This window comes from Qipengyuania sp. S6317L1, assembly GCF_023015615.1.
Lineage (GTDB): Bacteria > Pseudomonadota > Alphaproteobacteria > Sphingomonadales > Sphingomonadaceae > Erythrobacter.
Window position 1 is genome coordinate 981,578 of record NZ_JALKAJ010000002.1, and the last position, 22,193, is coordinate 1,003,770.

22 protein-coding genes and 1 tRNA gene are annotated in these 22,193 nt (G+C 59.9%); 9 read left to right on the forward strand and 14 right to left on the reverse strand.

The window, feature by feature from the left end; genetic code table 11:
• Positions 1–28 precede the first annotated feature (28 nt).
• The 4 genes from cysD to MWU38_RS06110 are packed head-to-tail and all read left to right on the forward strand — an operon-like array spanning position 29 to position 3,867.
• Positions 29–940 (forward strand): sulfate adenylyltransferase subunit CysD, encoded by a 912-nt coding sequence (gene cysD, locus MWU38_RS06095; RefSeq protein WP_247270921.1) that lies wholly within the window; start codon positions 29–31, stop codon positions 938–940.
• Positions 940–2,856 carry a sulfate adenylyltransferase subunit CysN gene (gene cysN / locus MWU38_RS06100; protein WP_247270922.1) on the forward strand — a complete coding sequence of 639 codons (1,917 nt, stop codon included), beginning with the start codon at positions 940–942 and terminating at the stop codon, positions 2,854–2,856. The genes cysD and cysN overlap by 1 nt, the downstream gene beginning before the upstream one ends.
• A gap of 19 nt (positions 2,857–2,875) precedes the next feature.
• Positions 2,876–3,136, forward strand: coding sequence for a DUF2061 domain-containing protein (locus MWU38_RS06105; RefSeq protein ID WP_247270923.1), 261 nt, complete (start codon positions 2,876–2,878; stop codon positions 3,134–3,136).
• A complete protein-coding gene (locus MWU38_RS06110; protein WP_247270924.1) occupies positions 3,133–3,867 on the forward strand; it encodes a 3'(2'),5'-bisphosphate nucleotidase CysQ in 735 nt (244 codons plus the stop codon). Before MWU38_RS06105 ends, MWU38_RS06110 begins: the two co-directional genes overlap by 4 nt.
• Here MWU38_RS06110 and MWU38_RS06115 read toward each other — a convergent pair.
• The 8 genes from MWU38_RS06115 to pepN all read right to left on the reverse strand — a co-directional run bounded on the left by MWU38_RS06115 (position 3,844) and on the right by pepN (position 13,575).
• Positions 3,844–4,482 (reverse strand): OmpA family protein, encoded by a 639-nt coding sequence (locus MWU38_RS06115; protein ID WP_247270925.1) that lies wholly within the window; start codon positions 4,480–4,482, stop codon positions 3,844–3,846. The two genes, MWU38_RS06110 and MWU38_RS06115, sit on opposite strands and share 24 nt — an antisense overlap.
• Positions 4,482–6,326, reverse strand: a complete 1,845-nt coding sequence (locus MWU38_RS06120) for a sodium:proton antiporter (RefSeq protein WP_247270926.1) — start codon at positions 6,324–6,326, stop codon at positions 4,482–4,484. The genes MWU38_RS06115 and MWU38_RS06120 overlap by 1 nt, the downstream gene beginning before the upstream one ends.
• 76 nt (positions 6,327–6,402) lie before the next feature.
• A complete protein-coding gene (locus MWU38_RS06125; RefSeq protein ID WP_247271254.1) occupies positions 6,403–6,939 on the reverse strand; it encodes an adenine phosphoribosyltransferase in 537 nt (178 codons plus the stop codon).
• A gap of 106 nt (positions 6,940–7,045) precedes the next feature.
• On the reverse strand, positions 7,046–7,912 hold the full coding sequence (locus MWU38_RS06130; RefSeq protein WP_247270927.1) for a cytochrome c1: 867 nt from the start codon (positions 7,910–7,912) through the stop codon (positions 7,046–7,048).
• Between the two features lie 38 nt (positions 7,913–7,950).
• On the reverse strand, positions 7,951–9,261 hold the full coding sequence (locus tag MWU38_RS06135; RefSeq protein WP_247270928.1) for a cytochrome b/b6: 1,311 nt from the start codon (positions 9,259–9,261) through the stop codon (positions 7,951–7,953).
• A 59-nt stretch (positions 9,262–9,320) separates the two neighbouring features.
• A complete protein-coding gene (gene petA, locus MWU38_RS06140; protein ID WP_247270929.1) occupies positions 9,321–9,887 on the reverse strand; it encodes a ubiquinol-cytochrome c reductase iron-sulfur subunit in 567 nt (188 codons plus the stop codon).
• A 237-nt stretch (positions 9,888–10,124) separates the two neighbouring features.
• Entirely contained in the window at positions 10,125–10,883 is a 759-nt protein-coding gene (pgeF, locus tag MWU38_RS06145) for a peptidoglycan editing factor PgeF (protein ID WP_247270930.1), read from the reverse strand.
• Positions 10,876–13,575: an aminopeptidase N gene (gene pepN / locus MWU38_RS06150; protein ID WP_247270931.1), complete on the reverse strand. Its 2,700-nt coding sequence runs from the start codon at positions 13,573–13,575 to the stop codon at positions 10,876–10,878. Before pepN ends, pgeF begins: the two co-directional genes overlap by 8 nt.
• Before the next feature lie 52 nt (positions 13,576–13,627).
• Here pepN and MWU38_RS06155 point away from each other — a divergent pair, with 52 nt between their 5' ends.
• Positions 13,628–14,422 (forward strand): SDR family NAD(P)-dependent oxidoreductase, encoded by a 795-nt coding sequence (locus MWU38_RS06155; protein WP_247270932.1) that lies wholly within the window; start codon positions 13,628–13,630, stop codon positions 14,420–14,422.
• Here the strand turns inward: MWU38_RS06155 and MWU38_RS06160 are convergent.
• Both MWU38_RS06160 and MWU38_RS06165 read right to left on the reverse strand, forming a co-directional pair.
• Entirely contained in the window at positions 14,405–15,325 is a 921-nt protein-coding gene (locus MWU38_RS06160) for a DMT family transporter (RefSeq protein WP_247270933.1), read from the reverse strand. The two genes, MWU38_RS06155 and MWU38_RS06160, sit on opposite strands and share 18 nt — an antisense overlap.
• Positions 15,322–16,341 (reverse strand): beta-eliminating lyase-related protein, encoded by a 1,020-nt coding sequence (locus MWU38_RS06165; protein ID WP_247270934.1) that lies wholly within the window; start codon positions 16,339–16,341, stop codon positions 15,322–15,324. Before MWU38_RS06165 ends, MWU38_RS06160 begins: the two co-directional genes overlap by 4 nt.
• A gap of 66 nt (positions 16,342–16,407) precedes the next feature.
• Between MWU38_RS06165 and MWU38_RS06170 the strand changes: the two genes are divergently transcribed.
• On the forward strand, positions 16,408–16,713 hold the full coding sequence (locus MWU38_RS06170; protein WP_247270935.1) for a GNAT family N-acetyltransferase: 306 nt from the start codon (positions 16,408–16,410) through the stop codon (positions 16,711–16,713).
• Here the strand turns inward: MWU38_RS06170 and MWU38_RS06175 are convergent.
• The 4 genes from MWU38_RS06175 to MWU38_RS06190 all read right to left on the reverse strand — a co-directional run bounded on the left by MWU38_RS06175 (position 16,710) and on the right by MWU38_RS06190 (position 20,615).
• Entirely contained in the window at positions 16,710–18,248 is a 1,539-nt protein-coding gene (locus MWU38_RS06175) for a PH domain-containing protein (RefSeq protein WP_247270936.1), read from the reverse strand. The two genes, MWU38_RS06170 and MWU38_RS06175, sit on opposite strands and share 4 nt — an antisense overlap.
• 8 nt (positions 18,249–18,256) lie before the next feature.
• Positions 18,257–19,048, reverse strand: a complete 792-nt coding sequence (locus MWU38_RS06180) for a PH domain-containing protein (RefSeq protein ID WP_247270937.1) — start codon at positions 19,046–19,048, stop codon at positions 18,257–18,259.
• Between the two features lie 72 nt (positions 19,049–19,120).
• A complete protein-coding gene (locus tag MWU38_RS06185) occupies positions 19,121–20,260 on the reverse strand; it encodes an acyl-CoA dehydrogenase family protein (RefSeq protein ID WP_247270938.1) in 1,140 nt (379 codons plus the stop codon).
• A gap of 280 nt (positions 20,261–20,540) precedes the next feature.
• A tRNA-Thr gene (locus MWU38_RS06190) sits at positions 20,541–20,615 on the reverse strand.
• A 121-nt stretch (positions 20,616–20,736) separates the two neighbouring features.
• On the opposite strand from MWU38_RS06190, the gene MWU38_RS06195 reads away from it, so the two are divergent.
• Genes MWU38_RS06195 through purE form a run of 3 tightly spaced genes read left to right on the forward strand, consistent with a single transcriptional unit; the run spans position 20,737 to position 22,140 of the window.
• A complete protein-coding gene (locus MWU38_RS06195) occupies positions 20,737–20,907 on the forward strand; it encodes a hypothetical protein (protein ID WP_247270939.1) in 171 nt (56 codons plus the stop codon).
• Between the two features lie 52 nt (positions 20,908–20,959).
• A complete protein-coding gene (gene gpmA / locus MWU38_RS06200) occupies positions 20,960–21,658 on the forward strand; it encodes a 2,3-diphosphoglycerate-dependent phosphoglycerate mutase (RefSeq protein ID WP_247270940.1) in 699 nt (232 codons plus the stop codon).
• A complete protein-coding gene (purE, locus tag MWU38_RS06205) occupies positions 21,658–22,140 on the forward strand; it encodes a 5-(carboxyamino)imidazole ribonucleotide mutase (RefSeq protein ID WP_247270941.1) in 483 nt (160 codons plus the stop codon). Before gpmA ends, purE begins: the two co-directional genes overlap by 1 nt.
• Positions 22,141–22,193 lie beyond the last annotated feature (53 nt).

The following is a 22,193-nucleotide window of genomic DNA, read 5'->3' on the forward strand; positions in this document are numbered from 1 at the left end:
GCGGGCCTTACGCCTTAGTGGCGCTTGCATGACGTTACTCACGCACCTTCAAAGGCTCGAGGCCGAGAGCATCCACATCCTTCGCGAAGTGGTGGCCGAGGCTGAAAATCCGGTCATGCTGTATTCGGTGGGCAAGGATAGCGCAGTGATGCTGCACCTCGCCCGCAAGGCATTCTACCCCGCGCCTCCGCCCTTCCCGCTGCTCCATGTGGATACAACGTGGAAGTTTCAGGACATGTATGCCCTGCGCGATAGCATGGCGGAAAAGATCGGCATGAAGCTGCTGGTGTGGCACAACGAAGAGGCCGAGGAGCGCGGCATCAACCCGTTCGATCATGGCCCGCTGCACACCGATATGTGGAAGACCCAAGGGTTGAAACAGGCGCTTGACCACTATGGTTTTGACGCAGCCTTTGGCGGGGCGCGCCGTGATGAGGAAAAGAGCCGCGCAAAAGAGCGCGTGTTCTCTTTCCGCACCTCCTCCCACAGCTGGAACCCGAAAGACCAGCGCCCCGAGCTTTGGAACCTCTACAACGCCAGAAAAAACAAGGGCGAGAGCATCCGCGTCTTCCCTCTGTCGAATTGGACCGAACTCGACATCTGGCAATATATCATGGCCGAAAACATCGAAATCGTGCCGCTTTATTTCGCGGCGGAGCGCCCTACGTTCGAATGGGAGGGCGGCCTGTTTATGGCAGACGATATCGACCGGCTCGAACGGGTGATGGGCAAAAAGCCGGAGATCACCATGAAATCGGTGCGTTTCCGCACGCTGGGCTGTTTCCCGCTGACAGGCGCGGTTGAAAGCACCGCGTCGACCCTTTCCGAAGTGGTGCAGGAAACACTGCTCACCTCCACCAGCGAGCGTCAGGGCCGCGTGATCGACAAAGATGCAGGCGGTGCCGGCATGGAGAAGAAAAAGCAGGAGGGCTATTTCTGATGGAAAAGAACCACCCCGCTTATGAAACCGATGCGCTGATCGCCGAAGACATCGACGCCTATCTCGAAGGGCACCAGAACAAGAGCCTCTTGCGCTTCATCACCTGCGGCAGCGTGGATGACGGCAAATCGACCCTGATCGGGCGGCTTTTGTACGATTCCAAGATGATCTTCGAAGATCAGCTGGCAAGCCTCGAAGCCGACAGCGCGCGCCACGGGACGCAAGGCGAAGAGATTGACTTTGCGCTGCTCGTCGATGGCCTCGCCGCTGAACGGGAACAGGGCATCACCATTGACGTCGCCTATCGCTTTTTCACAACTGAAAAGCGCAAGTTCATCGTCGCCGATACGCCGGGACACGAACAATACACCCGCAATATGGTGACGGGCGCGTCCACTGCTGACTTGGCCGTGATCCTTGTCGATGCGCGCAAAGGCGTGCTGCAGCAAACACGGCGGCACTCCTTCCTCGTGCACTTGCTTGGCATCAAACACGTGGTTCTCGCGGTCAACAAGATGGACCTTGTCGATTACTCGCAAGAGACGTTTGACGCGATCCTCGCCGATTACACTGACTTTGCCAAAGAGGTCGGGATCGAGGCGTTCACCCCTATCCCCATCTCGGGTTTCAAGGGCGATAACATCACCTCGTCGCCCTCTGCCAACACCCCCTGGTACGATGGCCCTTCACTGATCGACCATCTTGAGAGCGTCGAGCTTTCCAGCACCGTTGCGCAGGAAGCCTCTTTCAGGATGCCGGTGCAATGGGTGAACCGCCCGAACCTCGACTTCCGCGGGTTCGCAGGCCAGATCGCCAGCGGTACGGTGAAACCCGGCGATACGGTGCGCGTGGTGCCTTCGGGCAAAACCAGCGCGGTCAAATGCATCGCAACCTTCGATGGTGACCTGAGCGAGGCGGTGGCTGGCCAATCGGTGACGCTGACCCTTGCAGACGAGGTCGATTGCAGCCGCGGCGATGTGATCGCGGCTGGCGATAACCCGCCAGAGGCCTCGGACCAGTTTTCCTCCACGCTTGTGTGGATGGACGAAACCGCGATGAAGCCGGGCCGGGGATACTGGCTCAAAATCGGCAGTCAGACGGTGACTGCGACCGTTCAGCCGCCAAAATACGAAATCGACGTTAACAGCCTCGATCATCTGGCGGCCAAGACGCTGGAGCTGAACTCCATCGGCGTTGCCGAATTTGCCACCGACAAGCCGATCGTGTTCGAGCCCTATTCTCAAAGCAAGGGGCTGGGCGGTTTCATCCTGATCGACAAATTCACCAATGCGACCGTTGCCGCCGGGATGATCGAATTCAGCCTGCGCCGTGCGCAAAATGTGCATTGGCAGGCGACCACCATCACCCGCGACGATCACGCTAGCCTCAAGAACCAGAAGCCGCGTGTCCTGTGGTTCACCGGGCTTTCTGGCTCTGGCAAATCGACAATCGCCAATGAGGTCGAAAAACAGCTTGCCCTTATGAACCGGCACACCTTCCTTCTTGACGGGGACAATGTGCGCCACGGCCTCAACAAGGATCTGGGCTTTACCGAGACCGACCGGATTGAGAATATCCGCCGCATTGGTGAAGTTGCCCGGCTTATGGCCGATGCAGGATTGATCGTTCTCACCGCTTTCATCTCGCCTTTCCGCGCAGAGCGTCAGATGGTGCGCGAGATGATCCCCGAGGGCGAATTTATCGAGATTTTCGTCGATACGCCTCTCGAGGTTGCGGAAAGCCGCGATGTCAAAGGGCTTTATAAAAAGGCGCGTAGCGGCGAGCTTCAGAACTTCACCGGGATCGACAGCCCTTATGAAGCGCCCGAAGATCCGGAAATCCGCGTGAACACGGTGGATATGACGCCTCTCGAGGCTGCCGAATACATCATCGCTCAAATTCTGCCGTTGAAGTAACTCCGGGTAGGAAAACGCAATGTTCCTTTTCAATGGGCGCGAAGCTCACAGCCGCTCTTTTGCCAAAGCGGTCAGTTGGCGCGTGCTGGGCAGCCTCGACACATTTGTCCTGAGCTGGCTGTTCACTCAGTCCTTCAAAGCCGCTGGCGCGATTGCGTTAAGCGAGGTGCTGACCAAAATGGTGCTCTATTATTTCCATGAACGGGCTTGGAGCAATGTGTCCTGGGGTTTAAGCGACCCCGCGAAACCCGTAACTGGCCACTCTGAGGAAACGGCATGAACGACGCAGAACTCGCCGCGCATCTGGCCAGAATCGCCGGACGCATCTTGCTTGAAGTGCGCGATAGCGGCGTGTTCGAGGGCAAGGCGCTGGGCAATGCGGGCGATGAAACCGCGAACGAGTTTCTGGTCCATGCCCTGCGCGCTGCGCGGCCCGATGACGGGCTTTTGTCCGAAGAGGAAAAGGACGACACCAGTCGGCTTGCAAAATCGCGGGTGTGGATCGTCGATCCGGTCGATGGCACGCGCGAATATGGCGAAAACCGCGAGGATTGGGCGGTCCACATTGGCCTTTCGATCGATGGGGTCGCCACCACCGGAGCCGTGGCCCTGCCCGGCCTTGATGGCGGGGTCGTCCTGCACACAGATCAGGTCAGCCCATTACCCGAGCCCGCTGCGAAACCGCGCTTTCTCGTCAGCCGCACGCGCCCTGCAAAAGAGGCCGTCGCAGTGGCAGAAGCAATGGGCGGCGAGCTTGTCGGCATGGGATCGGCAGGCGCAAAGGCCATGGCCGTGGTGCGCGGCGAAGCGGAGGTTTATCTCCACTCAGGCGGGCAATACGAATGGGACAGCTGCGCGCCCGTCGCCGTGGCACACGCGCATGGCCTGCATTGTTCGCGCATCGATGGAAAGCCGATCCGCTACAACCGCGCGAACACCTATCTTCCCGACCTTCTCATCTGCCGCAAGGAATTGGCCGATGAGGTCCTAGCTCTCGTCGCTGGGCTCTAGAGGCTCTTCTTGCGGCCCAGTGCCTTTGGGACCGGTGCCGCGGGACCCGGCGTTTTGCGGCACGGTGGCTTGCTGCGCTTCAGGGGCGCGAGGCAATATCTCGATCTCAACCCGCCGGTTCGCAGCGCGGCCAGCTTCGTTGGGCATGCCATCGGGCAGCGCGTTGGGCTCAATCGGGTTTTGTTCGCCAAAGACGATCACCTCGATCCGCTCTGACGCGGCGCCTGCCTCGATCAACCATTCGGCCACGGCCAGCCCCCGCTCCTCCGCGGCGCGCGCGTTTGCCGCATCGCTGCCGGCACTATCGCTATGGGCGCGAAGGATAATCGGCGTGGAAAGCGCAAATTGTTCGGAAGCCGCGACCATTTCAAGCATATCAATTGCATTGGGATCGAGGTCGCCTCCGCCTTCGGGAAAGCCGATCGTCGTCTCAAAGCTTTCAACCGGCGCGATAACTTCTTCGGGCACTTCGACATCGGGGCGAAGGATCGAGGTCGCTCCAGTCGATGCCGATGCGGTCGGTTCAGGCTGCGCGGGAACTTCGCTTTCGCTTCGGCACGCGCTCAAGAACAGGAGAGGAATGGCGACGTAAAATGTAAGAGGGACTGGGCGCATCAGCTCGCTTTCTCTTGCGCTTTGAGTTCTGGGTCTTTGGCTTTGGAAGCCTTCGATTCAGAACCGTTCGGCTCTGGCGCCTTTGGCGGGACATAGGAAATCACCGTGTCTCCGGGACGCGGGACAGGCCGCACGGCGTGGGTGAAGAACCGCAGGGTTCCGGTTTCGCGCACGATCAGAAGCAGGCTCGCTTCCTCGGGCAAAAGCTTTTGTGCATCTTCGAAAGTGAATTCTTCGGTCAGCTTGGTCTTTTTGAAGACCCAGTTGGCGCGCACGCGTTCATTGACCTCGTCGACGCCAAAGCCGGTTTCGAACAAGGCGCGGCCCCTGATGCTGCCGGGCAGGGCCGTGCGGCTCTCGCTGTTCTGGTTTTCACCCAGTTGATAGACCATGTCGCGGCCGATCTCATGAGCGAATTCGTTGCAGACAAGCGCGTTATACGCCTCGTTCTCGGTTGCAGCGACGAGGACCTGAAACGGGGTCAGATCAAGGTTGTGTTCGGTCGCTTCGTTAAGGATTTCGCCGTGGTAACTGGGCAAACCTTCAAGCCGTGCCCGCCCGAGACGCTGCCAGCTCTGGTCGACAATCTGGACGGGAGTGCCCACCGCCTGAAGCTCTTTAGCAAGTTCGACCGTCCACGGGTTCGAGCCGATCAGCAAGAGGCCGGGGCGCGAATCGCCTTTGACCTTCAGCGCCTTTGCAACGAGGTTCACGCTGAACCCGTGGGCAATGACCGTGGTGACAACGACTGCAAAGCTCAGACCGATCAGGATCTGCCCGCCTGCAACGCCAAGCTCTCCGAGGCGGAGCGCAAAAAGACCCGAAATCGCCACGAGAACGATCCCGCGAGGCGCGATCCACGCGACGAATATGCGTTCGTTCCACGGGATGTCGCTGCCCAGAAGGCTGACGAGAACGGTAATCGGGCGCACCAGAAAAAGAAGGACGGCAAGAAATGCCCAGGGCCGCCAGCTGGTCTGGAGGTAGGTCAATTCTTCCCAATCGAGCGATGCTGCCAGCACGATAAAGATGCCCGAGACAAGGATGACCGCGATATTCTCTTTGAACGGGTGGATCGAACGCATGCTCGACACGTCTCTATTGGCAAGCGTCACACCCATGACAGTGACCGCAACAAGCCCCGCTTCGTGCTCGATCTGGTTGGTGAGAACGAACACGCCGATCACCGCGATGAACAGCACGGGGACCTTGAGATATTCGGGGACCGCACCGCGCGGGAATACCCATGCGATGAACCGCGCCGCGGCATAGCCGACGAGCCCTGCAAGGATCGCAGCGATGACCAGCGGGGGCGCAACGTCAAAGACGCTTGCATCGGGAAATTCGTTGAGGCGGCGGAAGTATTCATAGGCCAGCACCGCGCAAAGGGCGCCGATGGGATCGTTGACGATACCTTCCCATTTGAGGATCGAGTTGGGTCTGGGCTGGATATTCGCCTGACGCAAAAGCGGGATCACAACGGTGGGACCGGTCACGATCAGAATACCGCCAAACAGGACCGCAACGGGCCACACCAGCCCTGCGATGTAATAGCCGGCGAGCGCGCCCAGCGCCCATCCAACAGCAACCCCAATGGTCGCCAGACGCCAGACTGCCCGACCTGAATGCCTCAGCTCGCGAAGATCAAGGCTGAGGCCCCCTTCGAACAGGATGAGCGCCACCCCGATGGATATCATCGGGTCGAGCAGTTCGCCAAAGGCGGTCTCGGGGTCGATCAATCCGGTGATCGGGCCGGCGATAAAACCGGCCGCCAACATGAGCACGATAGCCGGCCACCCGGTGCGCCATGCGGCCCACTGTGCGCCGATGCCAAGGGCACCCACGGCGGCGATTGTAATGGCTTGAGTTTCTAGAGAAATGGCGCGGGTCTTTCTGGTCAGAGCGAAGGAAGCAGAAGCGTTATTCGCCGTCGAATTGCATCAATACGCCTACCTCAACGCCCGCACCGCGCAAAAGGTCCGCGCCGCCAAGATCAGGCAGGTCAATCACGAATAAGGCATCGCTGACCTCGGCGCCTGCCTGCCGGAGCAACTGGCTGCTGGCAAGCGCAGTGCCGCCGGTGGCGATAAGATCATCGACGATCACAACACGCTCTCCGCTGCCGATTGCGCCGGGGTCGATTTCCAACCGGTCGGTGCCGTATTCAAGGTCGTAATCAACGCCGATCGTCTCGACCGGAAGCTTGCCCGGCTTTCGCACCGGGACAAAGCCCACGCCCAATTGCACCGCGACAGCTGCGCCAAAGATAAAGCCGCGCGCTTCCATGCCTGCGATTTTCTGTGCGCCCTTGGCCCGCGCCATCTGCGCGAGGAGATGGATGCTTGAGGCCAGCCCCTCTCCATGCCCGATGAGCGTGGTGATATCGCGAAACTGGATACCCTCTTGCGGGAAATCGGGAACGGTCCGCACAAGCTGTTTAAGCGCGTCAGGGGTCATGGGCGAGAAGGTCATCAGAGCGTCCTGGCTTCTACGGGTCAAAACAAAAGCGCCCCGCCATCCGGATGCGGGTGGCGGGGCGCTTGTAATCGTTATTGCAGGGCGATCAGATGAGCTCTGCCTTGTTCTTCTTCTCGGCCTTTTTCGATGCCCACACCGTTTTGTAGGACATGAAGCCAAGGAGCGTTGCGAACAGCAGGAAGCCGATCACGAACCAACCGGTTTGCTTGCGCTTGATCAGCGAAGGCTCGCCCGCCCAAGTCAGGAACGCAGCGATATCCTGTGCCATCTGCTCTTCGGTCGCTTCGGTGCCGTCAGAGTAGGTGACGATGCCATCAAGAAGCTGCGGCGGCATGGCGATGTTGATGTTGTAGAAGTACTCGTTGAAGTACAGACCCGGAGGCGTTTCGAAGTCGGGTGACTTGGCCACATCCTCTGGATCGGGCTCGTTATAGCCCTGCATCAACGAGTAGACATAGTGCACACCGTCCTTACGCGCCTTGGTGATCAGGGTGAGATCAGGCGGAAGCGCGTTATTGTTGAACGCACGCGCTTCGACTTCGTTCGCATAGGGCGACGGGAACATGTCTGTCGGAAGACCGGGACGCTTGACCATCGAGCCGTCCTTGGGATCGATTCCGGGAACTTCCCACTGTGCCGCTTCTGCGCGAACCTCGGCCTCGGTATAGCCAAGCTCCTGCAGGTTCCGGAACGCGACAAACTTCAGGCTGTGACAGGCCGAGCAGACCTCTTTGTAAACCTGGTAGCCACGCTGCAGCTGCGCATAGTCCCAAGTGCCGAACGCACCGTCGAAGGAGAACCCGCCCTCAGGCGCGATGTTTTCCTCCTGGAAAGCGTAATAGTCGGGCTTTTCAGGGCTTGCGTAGTTGAAGAGACCCGGCATCAGCGACCAGAGGATCAAAACCCCCGTGATCGCGATACCTGCAAGAATGCCTCCAAGACGAATGGTCATGACCTAACTCTTTCTCGTTATCGGGTCAGTGAAAAGGGTTACTCAGCCGGTTCAGCCGCGGTTGGTGCTGCTGGCTCTTTCTTGCCAAGAACAGCGTCCGTGATCGAGAACGGCAGGGCCTTTGGCACTTCGATCTGGCTGATGATCGGCAGGATCACCAGGAAGTGAAGGAAGTACCACGCGGTCGCGATCTGCGAGAGCACGATGTAGGGTTCTTCCGCCTTCGCACCGCCAAGGTAGAACAGCGCAGCCATGTCGACGACGAAGATCCAGAAGAAAATGCGGAACAACGGACGATAGGAACCCGAACGCACCGGGCTCTTGTCGAGCCATGGCAGGAAGAACCACAGCAGGATCGAACCGAACATCGCGATGACACCCAGAAGCTTGGCTTCGATCAGCACGATCCCGGTGAACGGAATGGTGAGATCGCCGGTGAAGGCACGAAGGATCGCGTAGAAGGGGTAGAAGTACCACTCAGGCACGATCAGCGCAGGCGTTGAAAGCGGGTTTGCCTCAATCCAGTTTTCAGCGTGGCCCAGCGCGTTTGGCGCGAAGAACACGACGGCCGCAAAGAGCGAGAGAACCAGACCCAGGAACCAGCCGTCCTTGGCGGTATAATATGGGTGGAACGGAACCGTGTCGCTTTCCGCTTTCACTTCGACGCCGGTCGGGTTCGAAGAGCCCGGAATGTGGAGCGCCCAGATGTGCAGGATAACCGCACCAAGGATCACAAACGGCAGCAGGAAGTGCAGCGAGAAGAAGCGGTTCAGCGTCGAGTTGTTCGGCGCATAGCCACCGACCAGCCAGACCTGAAGCGGTTCACCGATGAACGGAATGGCACCGAAGAGCCCTGTAATCACCTTCGCACCCCAGAAGCTCATCTGGCCCCATGGAAGCACGTAGCCCATGAAGGCAGTGGCCATCATGAGAAGGAAGATCACGACCCCGAGGAGCCAGATCATCTCGCGCGGCGCTTTATACGATGAGTAATAGAAGCCGCGGAAAATGTGCAGGTAAATGACGAGGAAGAAGAAGCTCGCGCCATTGGCGTGGGCGTATTTCAGCAACCAGCCATAGTTCACATTGCGCATGATGTGCTCAATCTGACCAAAGGCGACCTCTGTGTTCGCAGAATAGTGCATCGCCAGCACAATGCCGGTGATGATCTGGAACATGAGGAAGAAGCCGGCGAGAACGCCGAAGTTCCACATGTAGTTGAGGTTACGCGGAACCGGATAACCGGCACCAACCGCATTATAGACCAACCGTGGCAGCGGGAGTTTTTCATCCAGCCACTTGGTAAAGTCATTCTTCGGTTCGTAAGAATTTGCCCAGGCGAAGCTCATAATGCTCTCTTGCTCGTTCTTTTCGTTGAAACAGTCTGCGTAACCGTAGCTACGATCAATTAGCCGACACGGATGGTGGTGTCAGTGGTAAAGGCGAAATCCGGCACCACGAGATTGGTCGGCGCAGGGCCTTTGCGGATGCGGCCAGCGGCGTCGTAGTGCGAACCGTGGCACGGGCAGAAATAGCCGTTGAACTCACCCTTGTCCTCGCCCTCGCCGGCGCCCAGCGGCACACAACCAAGGTGGGTACACACGCCAAGCTGGACCAGAATGTCTTCGTTGCCTTCGCCAAGGCGGTCTTCAAGCGTCTCTGCATCGCGAAGCGAGCCAGCATCGGTGGCCTTCATTTCAGCGATTTCATCAGCGGTCATGCGCTTCACGAACAATGGCTGGTCGCGGAAAACACCCTTGATCGACTGGCCCGGCTCGATCGCCGAGACATCAACATCGGTGGTCGATGCGGCCAGAACGTCGGCGGTCGGAGCCATCTGGCTCACCAGTGGGAACAAAACCGAAGCGCCGCCAACACCAGCGGTGCTCACAGCGGCGATGTGGATCCAGTCGCGGCGGCGCACGCCTTCGCCAGCGCCTTCTTCAGCTTTTGCGTTGTCTGCAGTCGAAGCCATTTTTCGATACCCTGCTAATCTAACCGCGACCGGAGGGAACCCCGGTGCGGTGTTTCAGTTATTCTTGCCAGCATCGCGACCCGCGCGCCAGCTATCCCAATCCATCGTAGCGTTCCAACGATTGGTCGAAACGCGCGTTCCACGATTGGCGCCCCTATAAGAGAATTCTTGGGAAAGCCAATGGTGTTTTAAGCACAATTAGTTCGGCTACGCGCAAGGGGCAAAGATTTGCAAGCCCTAACGCACCGCAATTGCACTGAGTTGTCGCCCATAATCGGGTGCACCTTGCTGAGTAGCACGGCGGTAGGAATAGTATGTCGACCGGGCGGCGTAGGTATCCTGGCCGATGATTGAAACGGTCCCGATGCCCTGCGCTTCAAGCTGCGCGGCGATATAGCCCGGCAAGTCGAAATGCCAGCGCTCGCGTCCCTCGCGCATGCCGGCGGGGGTGAAATGGATATCGTCGGATGGGGTGAAATTCTCGCGGAAAGCTTCGTCCACCTCATAGCTTTCCTGCGCAATCGCCGGGCCAAGGACAGCGGCAATGTCCGGGCCTTTTGCACCCAGCGCCTCCATCGCGGCGAGGGTGTTGCGAAGGATGCCCCCTTGTGCGCCGCGCCATCCGGCGTGGGCCGCGCCCACAACGCCCGCTTTCTGATCGGCGAAAAGCACCGGCCCGCAATCGGCGGTGACAATGCCGAGCACAAGACCCGAGCGATTCGTCACAAGCGCATCGGCAACCGGGCGACCTTCGGGCGTATCGGGCCACGCATCCTCAACGGTAATCACGTCGCAGGAGTGCACCTGATGGGGCGTGACCAGAGGCGCACCCTTGACCAGGGCGCTCGCCGCGTCGGCCCGCAGGCGCCTGATCGCATTGCTCTCTCCGGGCCCACCAAACCCGAATTGATGCGCGCCGCCCGCCGAGCCGAAAAACGCATGGGGGACGCCTTCGAGGTGAGGCGAGCGCTCGATCTGAAAGGGCGTATCAGCCATCCAGACTGCGGCTCACCTGTTCGAAGGTATCGCGCGAGAGATTGTCCTGCGCCGCGATTCGCTCAAGCTCGCCCTTCATCAATGCCGCTCTGCCCGGCTCGATCCGCTGCCATTTGCCGAGAGCTGGCACAAAGCGAGCAGCCGTCTGCGGGTTGATCGGATCAAGCGCGATGATGCAGTCCGCAATCATCTTGTATCCCGATCCGTCCGCGGCATGAAACGCGCTCGGATTGCCGGCAAACGCCATGTAGAGCGAACGCACGCGGTTGGGGTTGTTCATGGTGAAGTCGGAATGTTCGGCAAGCGCCCTTACCTGCGCAAGCACATCGGGATGCAATGAGAGCGCTTGCAGCGTGAACCATTTGTCGATGACAAGGTCATTGCCCTTGAAGCGTTGATAAAAGTCCTGAAGCCGCGCCTCGCGTTCGGGGCGATCAAGGCTGGCGAGCACCATCAGCGCGCCCTGGCGGTCGGTCATATTGTCCGCGCGGTCATATTGATGGGCCGCGAGTTCGGCGGCCTTTACCGGGTCTGATGCAGCGGCATAGCCCAGAACCATTGTCTTCACCTTGCGCGCACCGCGCCCGGCGGGATCATCGTAGGCAACCTTTTCGCAGCGATCGTAGAGCGCATGGAATTCATCGCTAAGCTCGCGCCCGAGCATCGCTTTCAGCCCTTCACGCTCGGCATGGATCGCGCCCGGATCAGCCTTGGCCTCTCCGCCTGCCATACGCTCGAACAGATAGGTTTCGCTTGGCAGGCTGAGCAATTCGCCGCGCATAGCATCGTCGAGGTCGGGATCTTCGATCACCGACTTGAACGCCCGCACAAGCGAACGCTCAAAGCTCACCTTCGAACCGGCGATAGCATCGCGCTGAAGATCTGAAGTGCCGCGAGATGGGTCGAACTCACCGCGAATTGCGCCGAGCATGTACATCACCGTCAATTCCTGCAGCGCCTCGTAGCGGGCAAACGGGTCGTCATCCTTTTGCGCCAAGGTCACCAAGGCAGCCTTGCTGGCAGCCGTGTCGATGATGACCGGGGCAGTGAAGCCACGGTTGATCGAAATCGCATCGGTGCGATCATCAATGGGCAGGGTCATGCTGGGCTTATCGAGGATCAAAAGCTGTTCCTCATCGCCCACGCCCTCACCAAACAGCTTAATTCGCAGCGGAATGGTGAAGTCGCAAGGCACCTCGTTCCCGTCTTTACCACGCAAGAACTGCGAGATGTGCAGCCAGTCATCGTGATCGCGCGGAATGCTCTCGCGCCGCACCTTCACCACCGGCGTGCCTGCGGTCGAATACCACTTGCGGAAATTGGTGAGATCGAGCCCGGCGCCGTCTTCAATCGCCTTGATGAAATCCTCGCAGGTCGCCGCCTCACCATCGTGACGCTCGAAATAAAGGTCGGTGCCTTTGCGGAAACGCTCGACCCCTGCCATCGAGCGCATCATGCGGATGACTTCGGCGCCTTTGTTGTAAACGGTGGCGGTGTAGAAGTTGGAGATTTCGCGGTAGCTGTCCGGGCGGATCGGATGCGCCAGGGGGCCTGCATCCTCCGGGAATTGAGCGGCGCGCAAAATGCGCACATCCTCGATGCGCTTGACCGCTTCGCCGCGCATATCCTGACTGAACAGCTGGTCGCGAAGGACGGTGAAGCCCTCTTTCAGCGACAATTGGAACCAGTCGCGGCAGGTGATGCGATTGCCCGACCAGTTGTGAAAATATTCGTGCGCGATCACGCCTTCGACACCGTCGAAATCGGCATCGGTCGCAGTTTCAATGTCGGCCAGCACGTATTTCGTGTTGAAGATGTTGAGACCCTTGTTCTCCATCGCGCCCATGTTGAAATCGGAAACGGCAACGATGTTATAAAGGTCGAGATCATACTCGCGCCCGAACACCTCTTCGTCCCACTTCATCGAATTGTGGAGCGACTGGAGAGCGTGATCGGTGCGGCCCAAATCCTCGGCCCGCACCCAGATATTGCACTCGACCTCGCGGCCGGACATGGTGGTGAAAGGCCCGCTGTTCGCGACAAGATCGCCCGCGACGAGCGCGAAGAGATAGGATGGCTTTGGCCAGGGGTCGAACCATTCGGCAAAGTGACGGCCACCGTCGAGATCGCCTGTTTCTTCCTTATTGCCGTTGCACAGGAGGATCGGGAACGTGGCCTTATCCGCCTCCATCCGCACGCGGTAGGTTGAAAGCACGTCGGGGCGGTCGGGGAAGAAGGTGATCCGGCGAAATCCCTCGGCCTCGCATTGTGTGCAAAGCATCCCGTTCGAGGCGTAAAGCCCCATCAGCGTCGTGTTCTTGTCGGGAGCGATTTCGGTGGTGATCGTCACCTCGTGATCCTCGCCCTGAAGCGTGAGGAGCAGGTCGGGCCCCTCCATCACCCAGTCATCGGTGGGGACGCCATCGACCAGCACCGCTTTCGCGGTAAGGCCATCGCCGTTCAGCCGAAGGACCTGGCTCGCATCCGCATCGGCATTGCGCCGGACGGTGAGCGTCGCAGTCACCGTCGTCGTTTCAATGCCGAGGTCGAAATGCAGCTTTGTGTCGGGCACCAGCCATGCAAACGGCTTGTAATCCTCGCGCCGGATCACAGGCGGCTCATGCGGAGTGGGCGCTGCATCGGCGAGTTCGGGGTTGCCTTGAGGGTTCGATGGGGTTGTCGCTATATCCATGGGCATCGATTTAGATTGATTTGGCCCCGCTTCCAACCGATTGAGGCAAGCAATGTCGCATTTATTGATTTTCGGCCTCGGCTACACCGCCAAACGCATCGCCGCCCGCCTTGAAGCCCTGGACTGGAAGGTCGAGGCGACGGGGAGCGCCGGGACCGTTGATTTTGGCGACGCGGGCGCTGTGAAATCCGCTGTGGAACGCGCAACCCACATCCTCTCTTCCGTCCCGCCTGACCGCGAGGCTGGCGATGATCCGGTGCTGGCATCATACGGCAAGGACTTAGGGGGCCGCGCGCTCTATTACCTTTCCTCCACCGGGGTTTACGGCGATCAGCAAGGCGCATGGGTCGACGAAGCCACCCCCACGATTGCCCAAACCGGAGAAGGCCGCCGCAATGCGCGGGCCGAGGCGGACGCGGCTTGGATGGAAATGGGGGCGAGGGTCTTTCGCCTGCCCGGTATCTATGGCCCGACCAGAAGCGCGCTCGACCGCGTGCGGGAGGGACGGGCGCGGCGGATTGACCTGCCGGGGCAAGTGTTCAGCCGCTGCCATGTGGACGATATCGCCAGCGGTGTTGTCGCCGCGCTCACCAGCGATGCGCCTGCGGGCGCGTACAACCTTGGCGATGACTTGCCGATCAGCGGCAATGCCGTGACCGAACACGCCTGCGCGCTTCTTGGTGTGGAGCCGCCCGGGATGGAAACGCTTGAGGAAGCCAAACTCTCACCGATGGCGCGCGGATTTTACGGCGAGAACCGGCGCGTTGCGAACGGCAAGGCCAAGCGCGTGCTTGGCTGGAAGCTGCAATATCCGACCTATGTCGAAGGGCTAGCTAACCTGCTTTGACCTCAAGGCTATTATCATCCCCAGAACCGCAAGCGCCATCCCGCCAATGGTTATCGGGGTCCATCGATAGCCCTCGAACAAAGTTGACACCGCCATCGCAACAGAGATTGTGAGGACCGCATTATACGCGGTTTTCCCCGCCCCGATCTCGCGCACGAGATTATAATGCAGCGGGAAGGTGATGACCGAGCCGATGAGCGCCAGATACACAATCCCGCCCCAATAGCCGGGTTGCGTTGGCACAGGCGGCGGGCCAGCCGTCGCAAGGGCAAAGCCCAGATCGAAAACCGTCCCGTACAGCATCGCCCATGCAAGCAGGCTCACCATCGGCACGGCGCGGCCCGTGGGGTTGGCCTGAATCACATTGGCGACCGAAGCGGACAAGATGCCCAGCAGCGCAAGCACAATTCCAAGGCCCACATTGCCGCCGATCACGCCCGCATCGGGATTGGTGGTCCATTCATTGAAAAGGAGCGAGGAGACCCCGACGATCGCAACCGCGCTGCCGATCATGAAACCGCTTGGCACGCGCTCACCGATAAATCCCCTCGCCAGAAGCGCGTTGGGCACCATCATCAAACCGAACATCAGCGCGACGATGCCGGAGGTCACGTAAAGCTCTGCGTGATAGACGAAGAGGAAATTGCCGCTGAACTGGAACAGGCCGACAAGCAGCGCGAGCAAGTGCTCTGGCCGGTTCAGGCGAAGCCTGCGTTTTATCAGGAACGCGACGAGGAACAGCGCCGGGGTTGCAAGCGCAAAGCGATAGAACACCGACCATGCCGCCGGCACGCCGTCGATCTGTCCGGTGATGACAAACCACGTTGATCCCCAGATCGTGCCGGTCAGCACAAAGGGGACAATCACCCGCCAGTTCAGAATTGATGGGGCGGACGCGCTCACAGGCTGGCGATGGCCTTGCCCAGAGCCGCCGCGTGCTCTTCGCGCGTGTCCCATGCGGTGACAAAACGCGCGGCATCTGCGCCCCAGTCGTAAAAGGCGAAATCTTGGGCGCGCAAAGCGTCGCGTTCTTCGGGGGAAAGCGTCACGAACAGTTCGTTCGCCTCGACCGGGTGCATCAATCGTTCGCCGCAACCGCTTGCGATTTCGCCCGCCGCTGCATTGGCGTGGGCGGCATTGGCAAGCCACAGATCGCCGTCGAGCATCGCGAGGATTTGCGCGGCGAGATAGCGGCCCTTGCATTGCAGGTGACCGGCGCGCTTGCGGCGATATTTGGCGAGGCTCGCCTGTTCCGGATCGAACAGAACCACCGCTTCCGCGCTCATCGCGCCGTTCTTGATGAAACCGAAAGCGAGGCTGTCGACGCCGTAAGCCGCCTCCTTCGCTGAACCGCCCAGAAATGCCGCCGCATTGGCAAAACGCGCGCCGTCCATGTGCAGGCCAAGGCCCCGGCTTTTGGCAAAAGCACTCAGGGCCTCAAGCTCGGCTCGTGAATAGCAGCGGCCATATTCGCTCGCCTGCGTAATCGCGATGGCGTGGGGCTGCACCTGATGCACATCGTCGCGGATGGGGTCGATGTGAGCGGCGATCTGATCGGGCGTAAGCTTGGCGCCCTCGCCCCCGTGACCATCGGCGCACAGCATCAATTTTGCCCCGTGAAGATAAAACCCCGGCGCGCCGCCTTCATCGACCTCGATATGCGCTTCTTCGTGGCAGACCACGCCGCCGTGCGGCTGCACCATGGTAGAAAGCGCCAGGCAATTCGCCGCCGTCCCCGTCGCCACCCAGAGCGCTGCACATTCGCGTCCGAACAGATCGCTGAACCGTTCATCCAATTGCGCGGAAAGCGCATCGCCGTCGTAGGGGTTGTCCGCTCTATCGCTTGCGCGCATCGCTTCCCAGACCTTGGGGTGGACGGGCGCGGCGTTGTCAGACAGGAAGGGCTTCACATCACTCATGCCTCATGCCTCTACTGCTATCGAGGCTCTTGGCAATAATCAGCGCAGCAAGAAGGAGAATTTTTCGTGAGCGGTCAGGACAACAAAGTCACAATCACCCACCACGTTCAGGGGCAGGGCGGAAAGTATGTCGCCGCGATCGAAGGTGAAAGCGCATCCGGTCACCTTGAATGGGAGCCGCAGGCCGAGAACGTGCGCGTTGCAACGCATACAATCGTGCCCGAAGCAATCGGCGGGCGTGGGATTGCGGGGCTTTTGGTTGAGCGCATGATCGAAGACGCGCGGCGGCTGGATTTCAAGATTGTCCCGCAATGCTCCTACGTCGCCAAGAAGTTCGACGAAAATCCCGAGTGGGCTGACCTTCGCGCTTAAGCCGTTTCCAACTGGCTGAAATCGGTTACGGCAATCGTCTCCATGACCTTTGCGCGCACCTCGCGTGCCCGCTCAATTGGCACGCCGGGGATTGCAAAAACACCGCCCGCCTGTCCCAGATGCACGGTCGCATAGCCGCGAAGGCGCGCAATGGGCCCTTGCGAAATCTCGACCGAGTGCAGTTTCAGGCGCGTCGCAATCTGGCTGCGGGGGGAAAGCACCCCGCGCGCAGAGACAATCTGCCGCTCATCGAGTGCGTGGCGTTGATAGCGCCATGCAAGCACGTTCAGGATGACCGTAATTCCGGCGACCACAAGGAACGCCCCGACGGCAAGGCTCGTCCATTCGGGCGCATAGATGCTGGTCGCAGCGCCCGCCGCAATCGCGGGGATCACAAACTTGAAGGCATCGCCAAGCGCGCTGTCGAACAGATACTTCTCGCTCGCGCGGCGCCAATCGGTGTTCTCGTCCGGAAGCGCAAATCCAGCCGCCTCTGCAATCGGCGCGATCTCGTGCAGCTTGGCGAAGGGGGCGACCACGTGGCTTGATGCGCCCATGTCCTGCGCGAGGCTGACGAAGCTTAAAGAGTGCCAGCCGAAGCGGTAACGCAGGAGCCGCGTGCCAATCCGCACCCCTTGCACGCGGTGGATCGGCATGACCACATCGGTTTTGGTGAACAGACCGCGGCGGCGACGGAATCCTCTCGCGGTGCGTTCAAGCAGAAAGCCCCATTCGCGGGTTAAAACCCGGACCATGCCGGTGATCGTCCCGATTACGAACAGCGCAGACAGGCTGAGAATTACCCCGATCACCTGCATCGAGCGGTCAAGCGCGCCGATGTCGAGGCCATATTCTTCAATCGCGCTTTCCCAGAATTCGCGCCGGAAAAAGTCGATGAGGTCGAGGCTGTCGACATATTGGAGTGCAACGCCCAGCACTGCGAAGATCGCAAGGCTGAATTCGAACAGGCCAAAGGTGAAAAGCCGTGCGGGTCCCATGGTGAAGAGTGCTTCGGCATCGTCGGATTGCGCTTGGACCTGACGCTCGGCACTCGCCTCCGCCGTTTCGTTGCTGTCGCGCCGCTCGCGCACCAATTGGCGCAATTCCTCGCCGCGTTCTTCGGTGAGATAGGCGAGCGCCAGATCCTCACCCCCGCCAGCACCGGTTTCAAACTTGACCGACACCAGACCAAGCAGGCGCGGAAGCAGTTTCTGCTCAAGGCTCACATCCTGGATACGCTCATAGGGGACAGAGCGCGCCGCGCGGCTCAGCACGCCGCTTTCAACCCGTATGTCCGACTGACCGATAGTGTAAGTCAGCCGTTTCCAACTGATGTAGGCGAAAAATGTGCCGATCAGGATGATGGCGGCTGCCACGGGGATAGCGACGAAAGTGCCAATGCCGCCTGTGCCAAAGGTGATCGCGAGCGTTGGCAGGATCGCGTTCTGGACACTTGCCAAAAGGCCGACCGCCACCGTTTTGGGGTCGGTGTTAAGCCCTTCCGGCGCGCCCTCGTGCTCGGCCGCTAATGACACCGCCTCGTTCACATCGTCTCACGTTTGATGTGGGCGCGGATTTCCTCGCGCATCTGAATTGCAAGTTCATGCCCCAGACCCGGCAGACGGACCGAGGCATTGTGGCTGCCGGCGGTGTGCAGCGTCATCGTGGCAATGCTCAAGGCGCGCTCGATCGGGCCCTGGTCAACGTCAATATGCTGCACCCTGCCAAAGGGGACGATGGTGTCGGAATGCCACATGATCCCGCGCACCACGCGAAGGCGATCATGGCTGATCTGGTAACCGCGCGCGTTGTAGCGTGCGAGCGGGATGCGGATGATGATGAACAGCGCGATGAGAACCGCAATCCCGGTGATCACGCCAAAGGGTATGGGCGCACCTTCATTTTGCAGGGCGCCATCGACGACGAGCCCCGCGATCATCAGAAGGAAGCCCACAAACACAGCCGTCAGCCGCATCAACAGCTTGTAATTGGGGTGCAGCCTAGTGAGCTCTGCCTCGTCGTCGACATCGCTGAATATCGAAGAGGTCGGGTCTGCGACAGGAGCACTTGATCCGTCCTCGCCGGCATCCTCGCCCAAGGGGCGCCCTTGCGGTCTGGGCGCATATTGCGCATCGCGCGGGTAAGGAGCGGAGGCCGGCGACGCAGAAGGCGCGGCGGCTGCCCGGCGCTGGCCCGGGTCCCACGGCTTTGCCCCGCCATCATGGCCGAACAGATGGCTCGCAGGACCGGGTTTGGAGGCAGGCTTTTGTGCGCCGCCTGCGCTCGTGCCGGAGCCTGTCTTGTCGTCCGGGTTTCCAGATCCTTCGTCGCTCATGCAAAGCTATGTGCGAAGGCGCGCGTGCCAGCGCAAGACAAAACTAGAGCGCCGGCGCGAAAACTGCGCACTTTATCCTCTGGGCACGCTCATGGAATTGCGCGCGATCACCATGCGGTGCACCTCGGATGGGCCGTCATAGATGCGCATATTGCGCACACGCCCTGCGAGCATGTGAAGCGGCATTTCCTTGGTTACGCCCATCCCGCCAAGGCACTGCATCGCGTTGTCGATGACTTCCTGAGCCATCTCGCTGCAATAGACCTTGATCATGGAAATCTCGGAGCGCACATCGCGCCCCTCATCGAGCTTCCATGCGCAATCATAAGCCATAAGGCGCGCGGCATGGATCTTGGTCTTGGCATCGGCCACCCACCATTGCACCGCCTGACGCGCGGAAAGCGGCTTTCCGAAAGTTACGCGCTCCGGCGCGTGTTCGGTCATGATCTGGAGAGCGCGTTCGGCCGCCCCGATGCACCATGCCGCCATCTGCATACGTCTTGTGCCGAGGCGCAATTGCATCGGCGCAAAACCCTCGCCCTCTTTGCCAAGCAGCTTCCAGTCCTCGACCTCGCAATCCTCGAGTGCGATTTCATAGGTGTATTCGCCGCCCAGCATCGGCACCTGCTTTACCACATTGAAACCGGGCGCATCGCGGTCCACGAGGAAGGCCGACATGCCCGCCGAACCCTTGGCCTCAGGGTCGGTGCGCGCAAGAAGGATCGTGAAATCGGCTTCTTTTGCCGACGTGATCCAGATCTTGCGCCCGTTGATGATCCACTTGTCGCCCTTAAGCACCGCCTTGGTGCTCATGCCAGAAGGGTCAGCGCCCGCACCCGGCTCCGAAATGCCGATGGCCGACAGTGTCCCCTTTTCGACATGGGGCACAAGATAGGCTTCGCGCTGGCGTTCATCACAATAGCCTGCGAGCATCTTCAGATTCGGGCTGTCAGGGGGAAGGTTATATTTCGCCACCGTGCTGCCCATGGCGATATTCACACCGACAAGCGCGACGTGCGGAAGGCCTGAGCCGCCCACTTCCTCCGGCGCATCAAGCGCCCAAAGCCCCATATCCTTTGAAACTTTATCAAGCCGCGCCTTCTCATCCGGCGTGATATATCCGCCCTGTCCGTTCGCATCGCGTTCAAGAACGCCCGCCTCCAACGGCATCAACTCATCGCGCACAAACCGCTGCACGAGGTCTTCGAGCATCTGGTACTCTTCGGGAAGTTCGAAATTGATAGCGGCACCTCTTCGTCTTAATGTTTGGGCGCTTGTTATCGGCAAGCAGCCAATCTGCAAAGCCTCATATACGCCAAGCTACGTGGCGATGGCGAGGATGGACGAGCCTGTTTGAGTTCACAGCGCCTGCGACACTTGAGAAACCGCCCAAAGGCGCGAAATCGAACGGATTGAAGAGGCAGCGAACACAGACGTGGTGCGGCGCTGCGACCAGGTTACCCGGCTACCGTTGGTTCATAATGCAGGGAAATGGTGCTGCTGGAGAGAATTGAACTCTCGGCCTCACCCTTACCAAGGGTGCGCTCTACCACTGAGCTACAGCAGCTAACCGAGGCGCGCCTATCGTCAGATGGTCCCCGAATGTCAAGCCCGATTGCCAAGGGTGTATGCCGCGAATGGCGCAAACCCTCTTGAGCTTGGCGTTTTTAGGCGGCAGGGCACTAATTATGAGTGAAGGAAAATCATCTGAAATGACGCGGGAAGAGCGGCTCGCGGCCAAATTGCGCGAGAATCTTCGCCGCAGGAAAGCGCAAACCCGCGAAATGCGCGAGGAACCGCCACACGAAAATGGCGAATCGGACGCGCAAGACCTTTCCAAGACCGGTGAGCCAAGCTAACCAGCGCGCCGTATTCCAAAAGGATCTGACCACCCGCTAATACGGAGTGACAATGCCAAAGCTTATTCTCGTGCGCCACGGCCAAAGCCAGTGGAACCTCGAAAACCGCTTCACCGGTTGGTGGGACGTTGATCTGACCGAGAAAGGCGTTGCCGAAGCAAAGGCGGCAGGCGCGCTGATGAAGGAAAAAGGGGTCATACCGACCACCTGCTTCACCTCTTATCAAACCCGCGCGATCAAGACGCTCAATCTGGCCTTGGAAGAAATGGGCCGCTTGTGGCTACCGGTCACAAAAGACTGGCGTCTGAATGAACGCCACTATGGCGGGCTCACCGGCCTCGACAAGCAGGAAACACGCGACAAGCACGGCGAGGACCAAGTCCACATCTGGCGCCGCAGCTTCGATACGCCGCCTCCGCCAATGGAGCCGGGCAGCCAATACGATCCGGGCGCGGACCCGCGCTATGACGGGATCGACGTTCCCTACACCGAAAGCCTGAAACTCACGATCGAGCGCGTGCTCCCCTATTGGGAAAGCGATATTCTTCCCGTGCTCGAAAGCGGCGAGACGGTGATTATCTCGGCCCACGGCAATTCGCTTCGTGCGCTGGTGAAGCACCTGTCGAACATCTCGGATGAGGACATCACGGGCCTCGAAATCCCGACGGGTCAGCCGATCATCTATGATTTTGATGCCAAAGACGATGGACGCCTGGTGCCAGGCGAACGCTATTATCTGAAGGATTCGTGATGGCAGGCAAGGTGGCAATCGTCATGGGGAGCCAGTCGGACTGGCCGACCATGAAGTGTGCAAGCGAGGTGCTGGACGAACTTGAAGTCGAGCATGAGGCGCGCATCGTCTCGGCCCACCGCACGCCCGACCGGATGAGCGCCTTTGCCAAGGGAGCCGAGGGCGAAGGCTTCGATGTGATTATCGCAGGCGCCGGCGGGGCGGCGCATTTGCCCGGCATGATCGCGGCGATGACCCATCTGCCCGTGCTCGGCGTTCCGGTGCAGTCCAAAGCTCTCTCTGGCATGGATAGTCTTCTCTCGATCGTGCAGATGCCGGGCGGGGTTCCCGTCGGCACATTGGCAATCGGCGAGGCGGGCGCGAAGAACGCAGGGCTTATGGCGGCGTCCATTCTGGCGCTGGGCGATGAGGAGTTATCCGAGCGGCTCCAGGATTGGCGCGCCGCACGAACATCCGATGTAGGCGAAACACCCGTCGACTGATCTTGTAGAAACGCTGATCTTGTAGAAACGCTGATCTTGTAGAAACGCTGATC